Raw genomic sequence first — 19,140 nt, forward strand, 5'->3', positions numbered from 1 at the left:
ACACCACCTACACCTACAATTCTGTCCATGAAGACCAACCACCATTCGTCGGATCATTACCCACCTTCCACATGGGCTTGACACGATTCACGGTTCTTTCTTTGAGTACCGCTCCAAAAACCTCATCTGTACCATACTGGATGCAAATTCCCCCTTGTGGAGGCGTTGCCGAAAGACCCACACGCGGTTTAAACGATTTATCCGCCGAATAAGATCTACTAAACCAATTCACATCCACTACGCCACAAGTAGCCATACTTATGTATTTGCAGGGCGCATCAAGTTCAAGAGAATCAACAATACCACCTTTAGGGGAAGAACACGTCTCGTCATCGTCGTCGCGAACTACATATAGTTTTTGATCATTTCCCGGAGCCACCCTCAAACAAAGCACAGCCGAAAGCTGACTAGCCCTATTCGCTACCCTTTCTACAAAAGCAGCAGTGTTAATTGCAGCATCTTTCACGCGGGCATTCGCAACAGCTCGCTGCAGACCCGCGACACCCATTGCCGAGAGAACGCCCATGATAGAGACAACCACCAGGACTTCGACTAGGGTGTAACCCGCCTTAGCATAACAAGCTGTTCGCTTTGCAAACACCATATACCTACCTTACACAACTTTCCATAAAAATAGAACAAAGTACTGCGGGCGTCCGACTGCAGGCGTTTCCGACAGGCATATTCTAAAATAACTTATTTTTTTACAAAACGCTCAAAAATTTTACAAAATTGGCGAAATATTCAAAAAATCGCCATTTTTTTGTAAATTTTCTAGCAAAAAGAGTGTTTTTTCGCACACCCTCAAAGTTTGCAAGTTTTTTGTAAGATTACTTGGTGCTGTTGCGTTCCCCTAGCCTCATAACCGTTTTTTCTAAAAAGAGATTATTTTAAAGACAGGTTGTTTTTAAAAGGGTGTTTTATGAAAAGTATTCTGACCGCGGTCTCCACGAAGGCAGGCCTTGCCACCGTGCTCATCGCAAGCGCTGCAACATTGTCCACCGCAGCCATCAACATCACCGTTGACGCGCAAAAAGGCATCAAGAAGATTTCGCCGTACCTTTACGGGCGAAACATCGACAAAATCAGCGACGGCAACACCGAAGTCACCGCAGACGAATCCACATTCATCAACCAGATGCTCGATGCGGGCATTCACTTTTTACGCGCGAACAACGGCAACAACGCCACCCGCTACAACTGGCGTCGCAAAATGACGGTTCACCCGGACTGGTTCAACAACGTCTACTCGCACGATTGGGCGATTACCGCGCAAAAGGTTCTCGACAAGATGCCGGGTGTCGACGCGATGTACGCCTTCCAGCTCACGGGCTATGCAGCAAGCAGCACCGAATACAATTTCCCCGACTGGAACTGGTATCAGGAACACGGCTCTTATCCGTCGCAGACATTCGACCTCGCGGGCAGCGGCGAAGTTTCCGACGATGGCGAAACACTCATCAAGGCGGGCGACGCCTCGCTCTACAACATGGAATGGCCAGCCGACTCGACCGTCGCGATTATCCCACACTGGAAAGACGAACTTAAGTTCGACATGAGCCGTTTCAAGTACTGGAGCATGGACAACGAAATGGAAATCTGGCGCGGCACGCATTCCGACCTGGATTTGCCTGTCACGGGAGACTTTCTCGTTGAACGCTACATCGATGTCGCCAAGAAGGCCCGCGCCGCCTGGGGCGACATCAAGCTCACCGGCCCGGTGGTCGCAAACGAATGGTTCTGGTGCTCCGTGTCCTCGTACAACAAACAGGATAGACCCAAAGGCCCCGATCGCGATTACTGCTGGCTAGAATACTTCATCATGAAAGTTGCCGAGGCGCAAAAGTCCTCTGGCACACGTCTTCTCGATGTTTTCGACATTCACTGGTATCCGAGTGAAAAAGATTACGAATCGCGCGTGAACTGGCATCGAGTTCTATTCGACACCACCTATAACTATCCCGGAGCAAACGGGATCAAGATGGTGAACGGAGGCTGGGACAACGACAACCAAAAGGAATACATCTTCAAGCGTATCAACGACTGGCTCGAAAAATATTTCGGCAAGGATCACGGCATTACGCTCGGCATTACCGAAACCGACCTGAACGATTCTGATCCTATGGTGACAGCGCTCATCTATGCGTCTTTCCTCGGAACCATGCAGGACAACGGTGTCGAGATTTTCACCCCGTGGACCTGGGGCGACGGCATGTACGAAACGGTGCACCTGTTCAGCCGCTACGGCCACCCGAATCGTGTGCAGTCCACCTCCAGCAACGACTCGCTGGTGTCCGCATACAGTTCCATCAGCAACAAGGGCGACTCGCTTACGGTCATCTTCGTGAACCGCACCGAAAAAGACGCCCAAGACGTGAACCTCAGTCTCGCAAACTTCGCCTCCGACGGGACTGTCAAAACGCTCTCCTTGCAAAATCTCCAAGGCGAAACGTTCGTTTCGCATACGGAAAACGCGCTACAGGCAGGAACCGCGACAGCCACCGGCAACAAGGTTGCGCTCAAGCTCCCCGCAAAGTCAATTACCGCAGTACTGCTCACTACGTCAACGCCGACCGTCGTTGACGGCATCAGGCCCAAAGCCACGATTCGACCCGCGCCCCAATACGGAACCACAAGCCGCTTCGACACCAAGGGCCGAAACGTCACGCACACCCGCACAAGCCCCGGGTTCTACATTCTGCGATAATAAATAGATTCCACCTTAAAGCGGAATTTTCCGTATAATAAAGAAAGCGCCCTTTCGCAAGGAAAGAGCGTTTTTAGAGTTTTTAAGTATTTTCCTTACGCGTTGATGCTTCGCATCCAAGCCCCAGCGGCTCGGTCATGCCCGTGCAAGCACGGTCGCGACTCTCGCCTTGCTAGGCTTTAACAGTCGTAAACGAGAATGCTTCGCCGTCGGCGTCGTTGGCTTCGAGGCCATCGGCGGCGGCAGCCCAGGCAATCTTCACGGCCTGCGTCTCTCCGGCAATGTAAGCTTCGTTCTCCGCGACTGCTTGCTTGAATACGTCGCTTGCAGAGAACAGCGTCACTTCGATCTTGTCGGTGATGGCGTAGTTCTGGTCCTTACGGCGGTTCTGGATGCGGTTCACGAGTTCGCGGGCCACGCAGGCGCGGCGGAGTTCGTCCGTAATCTTCAAGTCCAGAGCCACGGTGAAGTGCTGGTTGGCTTCCACGGCCATGCCGTCGGCCACGATGCGGTTGAGCATCAAGCAGTCGGCTCCGACTTCACCGAATTCGAACTTAATCGTCTCCCCATTCTGCAGAGCCTTGATTTCATCAACCGAGAGGCTGTTCAGCTTGGCAGAAATCACCTTCATGTTCTTCGCGTAATCCGGACCCTTTGCCTTAATAGCGAGGAAGTTCGGCTTAGCAGAAAGCTTCACGAGCTTCGTCTCATCTTCCAAGAACTTCATTTCACGAACGTTGAGTTCTTCGAGGATCAAGTCCTTCATGCTCTCGGCGACGTTCTTTTCTTCGTTACCGTGAGCAACAACCGTCATGCTTGCAATCGGCATACGATTTTTTACGTTGTTCGTAGCGCGAATCACACGGCCCATTTCGACCATGCCACGCACCATGGCGATGCGTTCCACGAGCTTTTCGTCCATCAGGGACTTGTCGGCGCTCGGGAATTCGCAGAGGTGCACGCTCACCGGAGCATTGGCATCCACTTCGCGAACGAGAATCTGGTAGATTTCTTCGGCGAGGAGCGGGAGGAACGGAGCGAGAATCTTGGAGAAGTCTACGAGCACCTTGTACATGGTGGCGTAGGCGGCGTTCTTGTCGCCATCGTTTTCGGACTTCCAGAAGCGGCGACGACTGCGGCGCACGTACCAGTTCGTGAGGTCATCCACCGCGGCAATCACGGCGGGCACCACGTTGTACAGGCGGTAAGCCTTCATTTCCACTTCGACCTTGGCGGCCAAATCTTGCAGCGTTGCAAGCATCCAGCGGTCAAGTTCATTGTCGCTCTTGACTTCTTGACCCGGCTTCCATGTGAGCTGGCCCTTAGCGGCGTCAGCGTTGTGGTTAGACACAAAGAATGCCACAGCATTCCAAAGCGGCAACATCACCTGCTTCACGATGCCCTTCACACCTTCTTCACTGAAGCGGAGGTCTTCAGCCTTCAAAGCGGCGGAGTTGATCATAAACAAGCGAATGGCGTCGGCACCCGTGCGTTCGATGAGATCGTTGGGGTCCGGATAGTTGCGCTTGGACTTACTCATCTTGGAACCGTCTTCGGCCAAGATAATACCATTCACAATCACGTTCTTGAATGCGGGCTTCTGGAACAGAGCGTTCGAAAGCACGGTCAGCGTGTAGAACCAACCGCGGGTCTGGTCGAGGCCTTCGGCGATGAAGTCTGCCGGGAAGCTGCGTTCCACCAGTTCCTTGTTTTCGAACGGATAATGGCGGCTGGCATACGGCATGGAACCGGATTCAAACCAGCAGTCGAACACTTCAGGCGTGCGGCGGTAAACCTTGCCGTTCTTTTCAATCGTAAGCTTGTCCACGAAGTGCTTGTGCAGGTCGTCGAGCTTCACGCCGGTGAGTTGCTGCAGTTCTTCGATGCTGCCCACGGCAATCATGTCGCCGTCGTCAGAGAGCCACACCGGAATCGGCGTACCCCAGAAACGGTTACGGGAAAGGTTCCAGTCGCGGGCGCCTTCGAGCCACTTGCCAAAGCGTCCGTTCTTGATGTGGTCCGGAACCCAGTTCACGGTCTGGTTGTTTTCGACCATCCATTCCTTCAAAGTCTTGGTCACGCCATCCTTGCTCGTGACAGGGGCGTCAATCTTCAAGAACCAAGTCTTGAGGGCGCGGTAAATCAGAGGAACACCGGTACGCCAGCAGTGCGGGTAGCTATGGACAATCACGTCCTGCTTGAACACGCGGCCCTGTTCCTTGAAGTAGCGGATTATTTCCTTGTCGGCTTCCTTGGCACCCAGGCCCTTCCACATCGGGACCTTGTCGGTGAACTTGCCTTCGGTATCCAGCGGGTCGAAAAGGCCGAGGTCGAGTTCAGCACCCTTCTGGAAGTCTTCTTCACCGAAGGAAGGAGCGGTATGCACGGCGCCGGTACCGTCTTCGGTACTCACGTAGTCGGCGGGGTAAATCTTGTAGTGGCGGGACAGCTGGTCCGGCGTCACGAACGCATCGGAAATGCGGGAGAGCGGCTCGTAGTCCTTGCCCACGAGTTCGGAACCCTTGCAGGTATCCACGATGTTCGGGTTCTTGAAGTAGGCGGCGGTGCGGCTTGCGGCAATCCAGTACTTCTTGCCATCCTGCTCCACCAGGTTGTAGTCCATGTCCGGGCCCACAACGATGCAGAAGTTAGAGTACAGCGTCCACGGGGTCGTCGTCCACACGAGGATGCTCGTGTCCTTGAACTTGGGCTCGTTCGAGTTGATCGGGAAAATCAGCGTGAGGGACGGGTCCTGACGGTCCTTATAGCCCTGGTTCGTTTCGAAGTTCGAAAGCGGGGTCGCGAGAGCCGGGCTGTACGGCTGGATGCGGTAGCCCTGGTAGATGAGGCCCTTGTCGAAGCACTGCTTGAACACCCACCACACAGATTCCATGAAGTTCTTGTCCATGGTCTTGTAGCCCTTGTCGAAGTCGACCCAGCGGCCCATGCGGCGAACGGTCTTCTTCCATTCGCTGGTGTACTTGAGCACCTTGCCGCGGCAGGTTTCGTTGAACTTATCGACACCGAGCTTCTGGATTTCGGCAACGCCCGCGAGACCGAGTTCGTTCTGAACGAGAGATTCAATCGGAAGGCCGTGGCAGTCCCAACCGAAACCGCGGGGAACCTTCTTGCCCTTCATGGTCCAGTAACGCGGAACGATATCCTTGATGGTACCGGCAAGCAAGTGACCGTAGTGCGGAAGACCCGTTGCAAACGGAGGGCCATCGTAGAAAGTGTACGGTTCAGTTTCCGGACGGGAGTCCAGCGACTTCTTGAACGATTCATCCTTATCCCACAGGGCGAGCACGCGCTCTTCGATCTGCGGGAAGGTCTCTTCTTTCTTTACTTCACGAAACATGGGTTACCTCAAACCCCGCAGCACAGCGCTGCGGGCACTAAATTTTCGGCGGTAAATATAGAAATTTAATCAAGTCCTCTAATTCGGAATATTCCAAGTTGGAATAAGAAATTCCTTTTATTTTGGTTATCCAATATGGCATTTTTGCGCATAAACAAATATATTGATTATCAATAACCACCCTTAACGGTAATAGTTATGACAAATACAAATTCCAATCTCAGGCACATCGTGCTAATTACCCTATCCGCCGCAATCGGCGGGTTCCTCTTCGGTTTCGACTCGTCCGTGATTAACGGCGCGAACGGAGCCCTAAAAGCACACTTTCACGCGACAGACTATGAACTTGCCTGGTCCGTTTCGCTCGCACTGATTGGCGCTGCCATCGGTGCATTTTTTGCAGGTAAAATCGCAGACGCCTTAGGCCGAGTGCGTTGCATGCTTTTCGCATCGGATCTTTTCGTTTTAAGCGCCATCGGTTCGGGCATTCCCTTCGGCATTCCTGACTTTATCATGTGGCGCGTCATCGGCGGCCTCGGCATCGGCATGGCATCCATTATCGCCCCGATTTACATCGCCGAAACGGCGCCCGCCCATTTGCGTGGGCGTCTTGGTTCGATGCAGCAGTTCGCCATCGTGATCGGTATCTTCGTGGCGCTGCTGTCGAACTACCTGATCGTGCGCATCGCGGGTTCTGCCAACGCTCCCATGTTCGGCAACATCAAGGCCTGGCAGGTGATGTTCTGGGTCGAAGTCATTCCGGCCGTGATTTACGGTTATGCCGCCTGGAAACTTCCGGAATCGCCGCGTTACCTTGTCCGCAAGGGATACCTAGATCAGGCCAAGAAAGTACTCGCCATGATCAACCCCGAAGGCATCGACAAAGAAGTCGAAACGATTCAGTCCACCTTTAAAAACAAGAAACCCGCCAAATTTACCGACATGCTCGAAATTATTGACGGCAAGGAAAAGGTTTCGCCGGTTCTGTGGGCTGGCCTCGGCCTCGCCATTTTGCAGCAGCTGGTGGGTATTAACGTCATCTTCTATTATGGCACCATGCTTTGGCAGAGTGTGGGCTTCGGTGAAAGCGACGCTTTCCTCACGAGCGTGATTTCGAGCGGAGTGAACCTGGTGATGACCGTGGTCGCAATTATGCTCATTGACAAGATTGGCCGAAAACCGCTCTTGTTGATTGGTAGTATCGGCATGGCAGTCACCTTGAGCACACTTACGCTCTGCTTCATGAGTGCGGGCGAAAGCGGAAGCCTCCCGGGACATGCCGCCATCATCGCCCTGATTGCAGCGAACCTCTACATCACCTTCTTCGCCGCAACGTGGGGACCGGTCATGTGGGTGATGCTCGGCGAAATGTTCAACAACCGCATCCGTACCATCGCGATTGCCATTTGCGGACTCGCCCAGTGGTTCGCGAACTTCGTGGTCACCTGGACTTTCCCGGTGCTTACCGGCAAAGATGGTATTGGTGTTGGACCGACTTACGCCATCTATTCGTTCTGCGCCATCTTCAGTATCTTCTTCGTAGCGAAGTTCATCAAGGAAACGAAGGGCAAGGAATTGGAGGAGATGTAATTAGCTTGAAAAGCCGATTCCGGGGCAAGCCCGGAATAACATTAAAAAGCAAAAGGTCCTCGGCATTGCCGAGGACCTTCGCTTATAGTCTTTCGCTATTCAGCAGGATTACTTGACGTTCACCTTAGAGAGCTTGCCGTTCACGCGAACCAGGTAGATACCCTTGCTCGGAACAGTCACGGAAGCCTTGCCAGCGGCAACCAGCTTACCCTGCAGGCTGTACACAGCAATCTTTTCTGCACCGGCAGAGATATTCATGCCAGAGACAGTGAGCTTGGTTGCAGCCGGAGCCGTAGCAACAGCGTTGATGCCAGTCCTGATTTCGATACCAGTAATCTTGGCCGGATCAATCACATTGCCGCTTCCATCGAGGAATTCGATAGACTTGATGGAGAGTTCACCGATACCGCCCTTAGCGTCCTTAACTTCCCACTTGAAGCCAGTCACAGCGGTAACGATCTGAGAGCCTTCCGGAGCTTCATTCTTGTCAACCCAGCTCATAAGGCCACCAAAGTTATCGTCATCGAAGCCCTTGACACCCAGATCATACGGAGTCATGTCATAAGTCGTAGCCTTGTATTCAGAACTCGTCGGGACGAAAACACCCGGTTCAGCACCAGCTTCGGCAGTGAATTCGTTAAGGATAGCCATACGAATCGGACCAGATGCCTTCATGGTCACACGAACAGCCTTAATACCGAGAGTATTGAAGTTCACGCCCTTCTTGTCGTTAGCGAGGAAGGACATGGCGATACCGGCAGACGGATACTTGAGGAGGCCTGCTTCAGCCTTTTCCTTAGTCCATTCCGGTTCCGGGCCGATTTCCATGGATGCTTCAGCATAGATCTGACCATCTTCCTTGAGGAAGAGCGGAGAAGAACCAGAATCCGGAACCATCTTGGTACCGATATTGAGCTTGTCATGGTATGCACCCCAGTTCCAGAAGCCAGAAAGACCAACAGTCGTATCCTTGGGCTGCATCTGAGTACCACCGATTTCAGAAACGGACGGAGCCTTGCTCGGATCCGGAGTGAACTTGGTGAACTTGGAAATATCATAGAGGTTCGGCATGTTACCGGTCATGAGGAGGAGGTAAAGGAGGTTCAAAGTAGCGGGATAGTACTTTTCACCCGGATTAGAGCCTTCACCACAATTTTGAGCCTGTTTGCAGCTAGTAAGTGTGGAAAGAGCCTTATAGGTCGTGCCGAGGTAAGCCTTAGCGTCATCACCATCAACAGAAGAAGTTGCGAGGCCGAGACCGCCAGAGAAGGTAGAAGAAACAAAACGACGCTTGGTAGAGAGTTCCGGCTGACCATCAACATAATAGCCGGAGTTCACGCCACTAGCAGTGTGGGTAGTCGGGATAAGCCAATCAGAGACCTTCTTGTTAAAGGCCTTTGCATCGGAATTGCCATACCAGTAGTAGGCCCAAGCCATACGCCACGGAGTACGGGCTGCGTCATCGAAGAAGCCTGCATTTTCAGACTGAGCCACAGAGGCAGAAGTCTTGGTCGGTTGATGAGAGCTCCAGTCGCACCAGTCCGGGACAAGACCCGTAGAGGCATTCTGGCAAGCCTTCAAGTCAGAAGCAGTGGTAGAAAGCACGTTGGACCACGGACCAGAAGCGTCAACAGACTTGAAGAGTTCAAAGTTAGCGAGCGTACCATAGCTCGGGTTGAAAGCATCGTTCCACTGATTACCCGGCTTAACGTGGCCACCGTTAATATCGTTGGTGCCAATCCAAGAGATAATCTTCTTGGCATCGCTCAGGTAATTATCATTATTCCACTGCTTAGAAGCCATTACGAGAGCAAGAGCAGCGTCAACGTCTGCGTCAGTTGCGGAACCGGTACCGCCACCATCACCGATGCGCCAGTTCATACCACCGCCATTGCCGCCGTTGGATGTCCAGACGCCATAAATCTTTTTGAACATTGATTCATCGTCCATGTAGACGGTAATCAACATACCGTAAGCAATAGCTTCAGAAACGGTGGAACCAGTACCTTCCGGTGCATAAATCCAACCATTGCTGGGATTGTACCAAGCACCCTTCCACTGGTTATAGTGAGCCTTGATCATATCCGTATCGGCATACTCGATAGTCGTGCCGTGCGGATGTTTCATGTTCTGCGGGAACGGGTACTGTCCCGCATAGGCAGCGGCAGCCGTAAAGGCAAGTGCGCCGATTGCGAATTTGAAAATGTTCTTCATAGATTTTCCTTGTTAATGACTTTACACCCGTTTGTAAATATAAAATAGAACCTCCAAAGCGGTAAGGTCTGGATTGTAATAATTCAGTTGCAAAAGTGGCGTTTTTTGGTAAATTTCTAGGAATATAGTGATTTCGTTCACACTGCAAAGCGCGATTTTCGTTCACCAAATGTTCCCAAAATTTTTTCGGGAAATCATGTTCCGACGCAATGTTAACAGCAGGTTACTTTGCCGAATTTTGCGCCAACTTGGCTTTTGCCTTTTTGCGGCGCCAAACTTTGAACTCGCTATACAACGTACTGACCGTATAAATGAAAATCAAGAGCAGTATGGTGTTCTTGGGCTGATTCAAGTTGCAAAGGCCCCACGCAATCGTGATGATGGGCAAGTGAATCAGGTACGGATAGAACGAGGCGCGGCCAATTTTACGGACAATTCCGATACAGAAGAAACGAGCCATGAAGCCCTTGCCGGTCAAAAGCGAGACCAAGAAAAGGCCGTACAGCAAAATCGGGAGTGAATGGTGGAAGAAATAGTTGAAGCCGGGATTCAGTTCCGGGCGCATCAGAAACAGGCTTCCGTAAATGGCGGCAAGCATCACAAACTGGGCTATACCACTTGCAAAGTTTCGCTTGAGAAAATCGAAATGGCCTTCTTTGAAGAGTCTAAAGAGCACCATGCCGAACAGGTATTCAAATACGCGGACTGGCGCAAAAATGTGGAAGAAACGGTACTTGGCGTCGTAACTGTCGAACCAGAGATTGTCAGAAAGGCCGAAGAACGTAGCCCACAGAATACCCGGAATAAAGAGCGTTCCAAAGAGCACCCAAAGCGTACGATCGTTCTGTTTGAAAAGCCAGCGGCTGAACCAAGGTGTCACCGCGTAGCACACAAAAAAGCTGGTAAGGGACCACGAAGGTTCATTCAGTTTCATGCCCAAATCGGGCACAATGGACCAAGTAAGCGACAGGTGCAAAAACAGGCTTCGCCACGGGTGAGTCATCTTGGCAAGGCCCGCCGCGGCGCAATCACCGATTTCAGAGAGACCGGGCAGATGCGTGTAACCGCTGAACTTGAAGACAAGCACGATGAACATGAGGAGTGTCATGAAGAAGTGCAAGCGGTAAAGTTTCGAGATGCGGGCAAACATGAACGGGATTACAGGAATCTGGCGTTCCGGATCGCTGAACTTGCTTGCGAAAAGGAATCCGGCGAGCACGTAGAAGATGCCGGCTGCAAACGCCGGGGCATTAATGATAGGCATGATCCACTTGTAGTCGGACATGTAATTGAGGGCCGAAGAAGAGCCCAAGTGCAGCATCACGATGTTAATGCTTGCGAGGAGTCGAAGGCCATCGAGAGCCGGGAAATAATTCGGTTTTGCTTTTTCCATATAGAAGTAATAAAAATCTTTTTTATTATCACACTGATTCGGGAAATCTAACGATTTCCCTAGTTTTTAAAATTTGTTATTTTTTCCCATTTTAATGATTTTTCACCAAAATTTACCAACAAGCCTACTTTTTTGTTTGCAGCATTTAAATAATTCCAGTTCCAAAGCTTCTTGATATACCGGTTCAAGAAAGCCATTGCCCAGCTCATTATGAACTTCAAAGCAAGCTTTCAATATTTTAAAACTTTCTTCTTTTCGATAAATATTTACATCAGATTTGACGTTAGTCAAATCGAATTCGTGTGACACTTTTTTCATTTTTCAGCATCCTTTTGCATTTTGCTTTGTTGGCGGATGCGGGCAAGGGCTTTGGAGCGGCGGCGGGCAGTTTCCTGAAGGTCTACGTTTTCGTCATATTCATCGACAATTTCGCGACCGAGGATTTCTTCAAGAACGTCCTCTAGACTGACGATACCAGCAATGGCGCCCCACTCATCGACCACGCCCACGATATGTCCGCGTTGCTTTAGGAATCGGAGCAAAAGTTTGTCTAAGGTCAGGCTATCGGGAATGAGCTGCAGCGGGCGCATCATCTGACGAAGTTTGACATCGCGCATACCCTCGGCAAGCTTGTTGTAAGCGTCGCGGCGAAGCACAATCCCGATCCAGTTGTCTTTCTCTTTTTCGTAAAGCGGCACGCGAGAGAAAGGCCAGTTGCCACGTTCATCAAGAGTCTCGCCTATAGAAGAATCGGCCTTGAGCGAAAACACCACTTGACGCGGAGTCATGACTTTACGCACCGGCACCGATTTTAGAGCGAGAATATTCTTGATAACCACAGACTGCTGGCGATCAATGACATCTTCGCGGAGCCCGAGACTCACCAGGCTGTTGATGTCATCGATACTCACGTCTTTCTTGTCTTCTTTTTCGCGGGTCCAGTGCTTGGTGAGCGTGAGACAGAGCCAGATAATGCCTGTCCACGAAAGAACAATCGTGATGTAGTAGAACGGTACTGCGACCAAGGGGGCAACAATTTTTGCCTGCTTGACGCCAAGCGTTTTCGGCGTAATTTCGCCAAACAGAAGAATGAGCACGGTAAGAATTATCGGGAGCGACACCTGCCCGAGCGGTGGCAGATTTTTAACAGCCAGCGCCGTCGCAAGCGATGCACCCACCGTATTGGCAATCGTATTCACCACCAACACCGATGCAATGTATCGATCGATATTTTCTTTCACATGCACAATATAGCGTGCCGTAAACTTTTTCTGTTTTTGCAGTTGCTCAATAGTAGCAGGCGGCATGCTATAAAACGACGCCTCTGTTACCGAACAGAACGCCGAAATGGCAAGGCAGCCTAAAACAGTCAGAACGATATAAAGCATTATTCCATACCTAACAAAGCCGGTTCAAAAAGCGCAGGTTCGACCGCCCAAAGTTGCGGACGGCTCAAGTCATAAATGTAATCGGTCCAGTCCGACAGTTCATACAGCATCTTGGAACCAGAAGTCGGAAGTGTAAAGGAATGGCCGGAACCCAGCACCTGCAAATCCACATCGGTATTCTCGCCGATATCGGCAAGCTGTTTTGCGATATCAATGGCATCGTCAATTCCGCCGAGGCCGTGAACAAGACCCGCCGTAAGAGCCTTAAGGCCAATCATGACGCGGCCGCCACCGTAGGCGGTATCGACGGTCGCCTGCGGAATTCCCGTAGCCTTAGAAACGACACCCGTGAAGCGTTCGTAGAATTCATCCATGTATGCTTGCAACGCCGCCTTTTCGTTGTCCGTCCAGGGGCGTGTAAACGTGGTGGCGTCGGCATACTCATGTGTTTTTACAGTTTCTGCCTTGAGGCCAACCTTTTCCATTAGGCCCGAAGCATCGATTTTACCGCCATAGATACCAATGCTTCCTACAATGGCCATCGGTTCTGCAAGAATCTTGTCACCGGCGCAGGCGATATAGTAACCGCCCGAAGCCCCCATATAGCCGATGCTCGAGACAACAGGGATTCCCTGTTCGCTGACATGGCGGAGGGCGGCCCAAATTTTATCGGAAGCAATGGCGGAGCCTCCCGGTGAAGAAATACGCACGATTAAGGCTTCGGCACCGGTGGAGGGCAATTTGCGGAGCGATTCAAACACCGTACGTTCCATACGGGAATCGATGGTGCCATCGATATTGAGGAGCGCAATCCTTGCACGCGGAGTCCAGCTTTCGTTGAAGATCTTTTTGTCTGTCGGATACCACGTGCGGTACGCCGCATTCGGGTAATCGATATCGAAGAAGGTCTTCAATGCGTAAGATGGCACTTGATCCAGGTAAAGCAAGGTGTCTACAAGGCCCGCGCGCTTAGCCGCAGAAGCTGTCACCAAAGGTTCACTCGCCAAGGAATCCAAATGCTTGTATGCCTGGTCAGCATTCATCTTGGTTCCCACGCCACGCATCGAAATGTAAGTCTGCAGGGAATACCACAAATCGTTATACAGCGTATCGAAATTGGCGCGGGCTTCAGCCGACATGGAATCTGCAATGTAGGGTTCCACAGCGGACTTGTAAGCCCCATGACGGAGAAATTCAACCTTCACGCCCAATTTATCGAACAAGCCCTTATAGAAGAGAATGTTTCCGCCAAGGCCACGCCAATTCATGTGAGCCGAGGGTTCCACCACAATGCGGTCTACGTGCGCAGAGGCAAGCAATACCGCAGGACGAATATCATCCATATAGGCGATCACCTTGCTTCCACGGGCCTTGAGTTTTTTGACGTAGCGGTCAATTTCACTAGAAATGCCGATGTTACCCTTGTAGCCTGAAAAATCCAAAATAATCAGTCCGCAAGCCGGGTCGCGCAACATGTGTTCAAACAGGTTACGGACATGCCAGATGCAAATGGAATTCTTTCTAAAGAAAGCAAATTCCTCTTCCGTTTCCGAAACCTCCATGTCTAGCGGAACACGGACAATCTGCGCACTCAGAGAAGCGTTTGGATTGCGGGCACTGTGGTAACCCCAAGCACCCCCCTTGGGCAGCATGTCGTCATACACATGCAAGGCGACATTGTTGTAACCGCCGAAATTCGTGGAAAATGTAAGGCGGTATTCGTCATCGCCCTGCAACGGCATACGGAACCCCCAACGAACGCCGTAAAGCCCCAGTTCAAAAAGTAAGCGGTGGTCTTCGAAATCTTCGACATCGTAGCTTACGCTAAAGAGCGAGCCGAGACGCAAGGTAGCACCCAGGTTCTGCACGCGTTCGGGCGCTTGCGGGCCGGCATAAAGCACATTGTCGCAGGAGTAACCAAGCGAAATGAATGAAAGCGGCCGAAGCATGACACCCAAGTCAAGGCTCCATTCCGTCCCCGAATAATAAGACGTACGGACGGCGTTAACGCGTTCACCCACAAAAATCGCCCGATTCCACAAGGAATTTCCATGCGTCAAGCTCCAGCGGGAAATATCCAAACGGTCCGGGCCCCGAGTGTAATCAAAGCCTGCCGCCCAGTGCTCAAGATTTCCGCCAATACGGAAATTATTGATTTCATCGTCGTAATCGTAACTGACGAGCGCACCTTTGGAATCAAAGGCGTTAAGGCCTGCCGGGTTTCCCCAAATCCCATGTTCATTTTCGAGCGAAACAAAGCCCGACTCGCCAGGAATGTAGGCAAGGGCATGTGCAGCGCAAAACAAAAAAAGCGCCGGTACAAACTTATTTTGCATCAATTTCATTCGCTCACCCTTTTTTGTACAATTCACCAATCAAAGAAACCAGTGCGACCGCATAGCAGGCATCGTAAAAAGCACGATACCAACCGCATTCGGGAACATCATCTTGTGCCGCATTCTTATAAGAGCTCAAACAATTTAGAAAAGCCTGATGTTCTTTTTGCAGGGCGTACGCAGGACTTTCTTTGCGATAGGCACCCAAATCCAGTGTAACGGAACGACCGTTCATCGAAATTTCTAACGTACGGGAATCGGAGGCGGAGTTTCGGTCTGCTATAAATTCGGCCTTTAACGTTCCAAAGTCGTAGAAGGCATGGACGCGGTCATCCGATACATCCTCACAATGAAGCGACTTGTACATCAAGGCGTTCTTGTCGACAAAGTGACAAAGCAAGTCCATGTCATGGATCATCAGATCGTATTCCACGGAGACATCGCGGTTACGCGGCGAAAAACCGTGCGTTCGCGTAAACTTAAAACTCACCGGAGAGGCGTCTTGCTTTCGGAGATACCAGAATTTCAAGTATTCCTGCATTTCCTTGCAAAAGTCAGTCTTTGCAAATTCTTCAATTGCCGGGTTGAAACGTTCCGAATGTCCCACAAACACAAATGCGCCCCGTTCCAGGGCAAGTTTCTGATATTCAAGAGCATCCATCCCGGACACGGACACCGGCTTTTCCATAAGCACCGGGAGATTCGTTTCGATGCACTTTTTGACATACTCATCGTGCGTTACGGCAGGAGACGCAATGACAGCAAAGTCCGGAGTAAGCTTACCGGCAGCGATTTGTTCAAATAGGGCGCTAGCCTCTGCCGCCGTGTCTGCAACACCGATAAATTCGACACCATCGGCCTCGAGCAGCCGCTTGTGCCGCTCCCCCATGGTGCCATTACCAATCAGGATTGCCTTATAAGAACATGAACTTTGCATAAATCCCTAAAGTATGGCCCGTTTCCATTCCGAACAAGTGTCCACGATTCATTTCGTAAAAGAGGGCTGCTCCCAAGGAATTCCGGAAAATCGAGAAATAGTGGGCCGCATCGACGCGCAACCTAAAGCCTCGTTCCAGGTCATCCATTTTTTGATAGGGTTTGTCCAAATTCAAATTTCGGGATTCTTGAATACGCCAACGGTACAGGATAACGTAATCCAACTTCCAGCCAGAATATTCGTCAGAGTCCCAAAGTAATTTCCAGGAAAACGAACCCTTCAGCCCTAATTCGTCACCAGGCTGAAAATTTCGTTCTTCGAGGAACGTTAAGTATTCCAGCGCCGCTCCAATCGTCATTCTGCGGGATACATCATAAAGGCCATAGGGGGTAACACCGATTCGGTAAAAGCGATTTACCCGAGAACCTTCGCGAGGCGGAAGTCTCCAGTTGACATCGACACCCGCAAAGGAAAAGGGCATCAGTTTCACCCCTAAGTACGATTCATTGAGGCCGTTCACCTGTAGATTCACCCTTTCGTGAATCTGGTCGTGCGCCATCGTATTCCACTCGTAACTCACGAGTCGGTAGGCAAAATCGCCATAAACGCTAAAGCAGTTGCAAGGAGCAAATTCCCCCGCCATATTGATATCGCCGCTGTACACGTCATCGCGAAGTTCAGCAATGCCCCCCAGTAGCACGTAACTTTCGGGGGCACGCACCGGAGAAACCGTCTCACGAGCAAACAGCGAGAGGGGCATCAGAGCGAACAATAGAAACCCGAAGAGTTTCCGATTCAAAACAGGCAAACGCATAAATTACCTTCACAAATTTAAAAAAGATTGACTGACCAATTTTTTTCATCTAACTAAATTTGTCCTATGCTCCGATGGTCGGCCCTTCTCATCCTTTGCTTTTTATGCAGTTCCTGCGTCTGGAACGACCCCGAGGGCGATCCCAGCTATCTGCCGTGCGACGATTCGGAATATCCTTATGCCAATTTGCCTCGGTTTGTCATCGAGACTGAAGGCTTCGCGCAAATTCGTGATCGAGAAACAAAAATCCCCGCAAAATTGCAAATATACGGCAAAAATTCACCCGAAAGTGACGTTCTTGAATTGACCATCAGGGGCCGCGGAAACTCAAGCTTCAGGGGAATGCCCAAGCCAGGTTACAAGATCAAATTTGAAAAAAAGCAGGAACTTCTGGGAATGCCCAAAGACAAGGAATGGGCACTCGTCGGCAATTCCGCCGACAAGACTCTCCTCAAGAACTTTATCACATACAAACTCGCAGGCTGGCTCGGCGACGAATACACTCCGAGAAGCCAATTCGTTGAACTCTATCTGAACAGGCAATACCAAGGCGTCTATCAGTTGGTCGAAACGGTCAAAGTCGGCGAGCACCGAGTCAACATTCCCCAAAGTGACAGTTCCTTCCTGCTGGAAAGAGGCCCTACGGAACATGGCGGAGAACACTTCGTCATCACGGAACAAGGCACCAAATTCGAAATCAAGTCGCCCAAGGAGCCGACCGATTCCTCGACGGCTCTCATCAAGAAAGCTCTAAGCCAATTTGAAAATTACCTGAAAAGCGACAATCCGAAAGGCGAAATTACGGACTACCTCGACTTTGAGGATTACTTGCGCTACTACTGGATTCAGGAACTTTCCAAGAATATGGACGGAGCCTTTAGACGCAGCATCTTCTTGACTTGGCAAAAAGGGGACGTTATCCGCCTCGGTCCCGTCTGGGATTTTGACATAGCCTACGGAAACTGGGAAGTCGATTCCCTTCGCACCATAACCGACTGGTATATCCGTCCCAGCGGCTGGAACGGCCTAATTTTCAAGCGTGAAAAGCTTTGGCAGGAGGCAGCCCGCTACTGGGAAAAGCACCACGCTTTTCTCGCCACCGTCCCCGATTCAATCCTTAAGTACGCCAAGGAACTCGCACCGGCCACCAAGAACGAATTCAAACGCTGGCCTGTGCTCGAAAACACCGAAAACTGGACCTACAAAGAAGCTTACGACAGCTACGACGAAGCAATCGATTCACTCAACAGCTGGATTAACCAGCGAGTGGATTGGATAGACAATCACCTATAGGCGATAACTTTGCGGTATTCGTCCAAATACCGTAGCGCGGTCTTCTTGATGCTGTAATTTTGCATAACGTGCTGGCGGCCGAATTCGATGTTTTCGTCATTACGACCCTGTTGCACAAAGGCCGCAATTTGACGGGCGAGATCTTCGGGATTTTCGGACTCGAACGTATAGCCGATCAGTTGCTTAGCGCCATTTTTGACGACCGACATAATTTCTACGGGACCTTCGATATTACTCGACAATACAGGAACCTTGGCCACCATCGCCTCGGCAACAGTCAAGCCAAAGCCCTCATAGCGGGAAGGTTGGACAAACAAGTCGAAATTGCAGAGATTCTCGTAGATCCAATCTCTAGGTTTGTTGCCTTCGAAAACCACCAAGTCTTCAATCCCCAGGGATTTCGTCATGTTCTGCAGCAGTTCCCTACTGGAACCGTCGCCGACAAAGTGCATTTTAAAACTTTTTTCGCACAAATTATTATTCTTGATTTCGGCGAGAGCCTTTAAAAGAATGTCCTGACCTTTCTGCTTGATATAAAGCCTTGATACTTGAACAAAATGCAGCAAGCCGTCGTTAAAAAGCCCTGTTTTTTCACAATTGATGCTATCGCAGGAAATTCCGTTTTCAACTAAAATTGTTTCTTTGCCGGCCTGCATCCATTCTTCCTGAACGGCTTTCGATATTGCATAGCAAGCCTTGAAATATTTCGATTCGCCAAAATCGTTTGTGGTATTGTGAATGGTACGGACCATCGTCCATTTGCCAAAAATGAATCTCGCCATTTCATCATAATGGGCATGGACAATGTCAGGTTGGATCTTTCTAAGGAAATAATTGAGCTTGAGAATCGGGAGCGGGTTCTTGCTTTTGACTTTACGGCCACAACAATAGATACGGATACGCTTGTCCAAACGGGCCTGAATGGACTCGTCTAGCATATTGTTGATCACAATTAACGATATTTCATTACCCTCAACCTGTTGGTTGACGATATCTACTAGCATATTTTCGATGCCGCCAGTAGCAAGGCCCCATAAAAGGTGTACGATCTTCATAGTATTCTATAGTCCAATAATAGCTTTTTTCCCAATTTTCTATATTTGATGATGG

General features: G+C 50.6%; 13 protein-coding genes. 3 read left to right on the forward strand and 10 right to left on the reverse strand.

Annotated elements, in window-relative coordinates; translation table 11 throughout:
- Positions 1-13: 13 nt before the first annotated feature.
- Entirely contained in the window at positions 14-604 is a 591-nt protein-coding gene (locus B9Y58_RS07945; protein WP_073056296.1) for a pilus assembly FimT family protein, read from the reverse strand.
- 318 nt (positions 605-922) lie between these two features.
- Between B9Y58_RS07945 and B9Y58_RS07950 the strand changes: the two genes are divergently transcribed.
- A complete protein-coding gene (locus B9Y58_RS07950) occupies positions 923-2,707 on the forward strand; it encodes a glycoside hydrolase family 44 protein (RefSeq protein WP_083532297.1) in 1,785 nt (594 codons plus the stop codon).
- 172 nt (positions 2,708-2,879) lie between these two features.
- Here B9Y58_RS07950 and ileS read toward each other — a convergent pair whose 3' ends face one another.
- Positions 2,880-6,065: an isoleucine--tRNA ligase gene (gene ileS, locus B9Y58_RS07955; RefSeq protein WP_073056295.1), complete on the reverse strand. Its 3,186-nt coding sequence runs from the start codon at positions 6,063-6,065 to the stop codon at positions 2,880-2,882.
- 198 nt (positions 6,066-6,263) lie between these two features.
- Between ileS and B9Y58_RS07960 the strand changes: the two genes are divergently transcribed.
- Positions 6,264-7,655, forward strand: a complete 1,392-nt coding sequence (locus B9Y58_RS07960) for a sugar porter family MFS transporter (RefSeq protein ID WP_073056293.1) — start codon at positions 6,264-6,266, stop codon at positions 7,653-7,655.
- A gap of 108 nt (positions 7,656-7,763) precedes the next feature.
- On the opposite strand, the gene B9Y58_RS07965 is transcribed toward B9Y58_RS07960, so the two are convergent.
- The 7 genes from B9Y58_RS07965 to B9Y58_RS07995 all read right to left on the reverse strand — a co-directional run bounded on the left by B9Y58_RS07965 (position 7,764) and on the right by B9Y58_RS07995 (position 16,737).
- A complete protein-coding gene (locus B9Y58_RS07965) occupies positions 7,764-9,869 on the reverse strand; it encodes a glycosyl hydrolase family 8 (protein WP_073056291.1) in 2,106 nt (701 codons plus the stop codon).
- A 223-nt stretch (positions 9,870-10,092) separates the two neighbouring features.
- Positions 10,093-11,262: an acyltransferase family protein gene (locus B9Y58_RS07970; protein WP_073056290.1), complete on the reverse strand. Its 1,170-nt coding sequence runs from the start codon at positions 11,260-11,262 to the stop codon at positions 10,093-10,095.
- Positions 11,263-11,364: 102 nt separating this feature from the next.
- Entirely contained in the window at positions 11,365-11,580 is a 216-nt protein-coding gene (locus B9Y58_RS07975) for a GxxExxY protein (protein WP_073056289.1), read from the reverse strand.
- Positions 11,577-12,650, reverse strand: coding sequence for a hemolysin family protein (locus tag B9Y58_RS07980; protein ID WP_073056288.1), 1,074 nt, complete (start codon positions 12,648-12,650; stop codon positions 11,577-11,579). Before B9Y58_RS07980 ends, B9Y58_RS07975 begins: the two co-directional genes overlap by 4 nt.
- On the reverse strand, positions 12,650-14,995 hold the full coding sequence (sppA, locus tag B9Y58_RS07985) for a signal peptide peptidase SppA (RefSeq protein ID WP_233247920.1): 2,346 nt from the start codon (positions 14,993-14,995) through the stop codon (positions 12,650-12,652). Before sppA ends, B9Y58_RS07980 begins: the two co-directional genes overlap by 1 nt.
- A gap of 4 nt (positions 14,996-14,999) precedes the next feature.
- Positions 15,000-15,923 carry a Gfo/Idh/MocA family protein gene (locus B9Y58_RS07990; RefSeq protein WP_073056287.1) on the reverse strand — a complete coding sequence of 308 codons (924 nt, stop codon included), beginning with the start codon at positions 15,921-15,923 and terminating at the stop codon, positions 15,000-15,002.
- Complete coding sequence (locus B9Y58_RS07995; protein ID WP_143154682.1) at positions 15,901-16,737, reverse strand: hypothetical protein; 837 nt, start codon at positions 16,735-16,737, stop codon at positions 15,901-15,903. Before B9Y58_RS07995 ends, B9Y58_RS07990 begins: the two co-directional genes overlap by 23 nt.
- 66 nt (positions 16,738-16,803) lie before the next feature.
- On the opposite strand from B9Y58_RS07995, the gene B9Y58_RS08000 reads away from it, so the two are divergent.
- Positions 16,804-18,030, forward strand: coding sequence for a CotH kinase family protein (locus B9Y58_RS08000; RefSeq protein ID WP_073056285.1), 1,227 nt, complete (start codon positions 16,804-16,806; stop codon positions 18,028-18,030).
- Here the strand turns inward: B9Y58_RS08000 and B9Y58_RS08005 are convergent.
- Complete coding sequence (locus tag B9Y58_RS08005; protein WP_073056284.1) at positions 18,021-19,085, reverse strand: glycosyltransferase; 1,065 nt, start codon at positions 19,083-19,085, stop codon at positions 18,021-18,023. The genes B9Y58_RS08000 and B9Y58_RS08005 overlap by 10 nt on opposite strands.
- Positions 19,086-19,140 lie beyond the last annotated feature (55 nt).

It is taken from the genome of Fibrobacter sp. UWB15 (genome assembly GCF_900177705.1).
GTDB lineage: Bacteria > Fibrobacterota > Fibrobacteria > Fibrobacterales > Fibrobacteraceae > Fibrobacter.

What these genes read in the sequence shown, in the direction of transcription:
- B9Y58_RS07945 (WP_073056296.1), bottom strand. Translation starts at nt 604, where the DNA reads ATGGTGTTTGCAAAGCGAACAGCTTGTTATGCTAAGGCGGGTTACACC.
- B9Y58_RS07950 (WP_083532297.1), top strand. Translation starts at nt 923, where the DNA reads ATGAAAAGTATTCTGACCGCGGTCTCCACGAAGGCAGGCCTTGCCACC.
- ileS (WP_073056295.1), bottom strand. Translation starts at nt 6,065, where the DNA reads ATGTTTCGTGAAGTAAAGAAAGAAGAGACCTTCCCGCAGATCGAAGAG.
- B9Y58_RS07960 (WP_073056293.1), top strand. Translation starts at nt 6,264, where the DNA reads ATGACAAATACAAATTCCAATCTCAGGCACATCGTGCTAATTACCCTA.
- B9Y58_RS07965 (WP_073056291.1), bottom strand. Translation starts at nt 9,869, where the DNA reads ATGAAGAACATTTTCAAATTCGCAATCGGCGCACTTGCCTTTACGGCT.
- B9Y58_RS07970 (WP_073056290.1), bottom strand. Translation starts at nt 11,262, where the DNA reads ATGGAAAAAGCAAAACCGAATTATTTCCCGGCTCTCGATGGCCTTCGA.
- B9Y58_RS07975 (WP_073056289.1), bottom strand. Translation starts at nt 11,580, where the DNA reads ATGAAAAAAGTGTCACACGAATTCGATTTGACTAACGTCAAATCTGAT.
- B9Y58_RS07980 (WP_073056288.1), bottom strand. Translation starts at nt 12,650, where the DNA reads ATGCTTTATATCGTTCTGACTGTTTTAGGCTGCCTTGCCATTTCGGCG.
- sppA (WP_233247920.1), bottom strand. Translation starts at nt 14,995, where the DNA reads ATGAAATTGATGCAAAATAAGTTTGTACCGGCGCTTTTTTTGTTTTGC.
- B9Y58_RS07990 (WP_073056287.1), bottom strand. Translation starts at nt 15,923, where the DNA reads ATGCAAAGTTCATGTTCTTATAAGGCAATCCTGATTGGTAATGGCACC.
- B9Y58_RS07995 (WP_143154682.1), bottom strand. Translation starts at nt 16,737, where the DNA reads ATGCGTTTGCCTGTTTTGAATCGGAAACTCTTCGGGTTTCTATTGTTC.
- B9Y58_RS08000 (WP_073056285.1), top strand. Translation starts at nt 16,804, where the DNA reads ATGCTCCGATGGTCGGCCCTTCTCATCCTTTGCTTTTTATGCAGTTCC.
- B9Y58_RS08005 (WP_073056284.1), bottom strand. Translation starts at nt 19,085, where the DNA reads ATGAAGATCGTACACCTTTTATGGGGCCTTGCTACTGGCGGCATCGAA.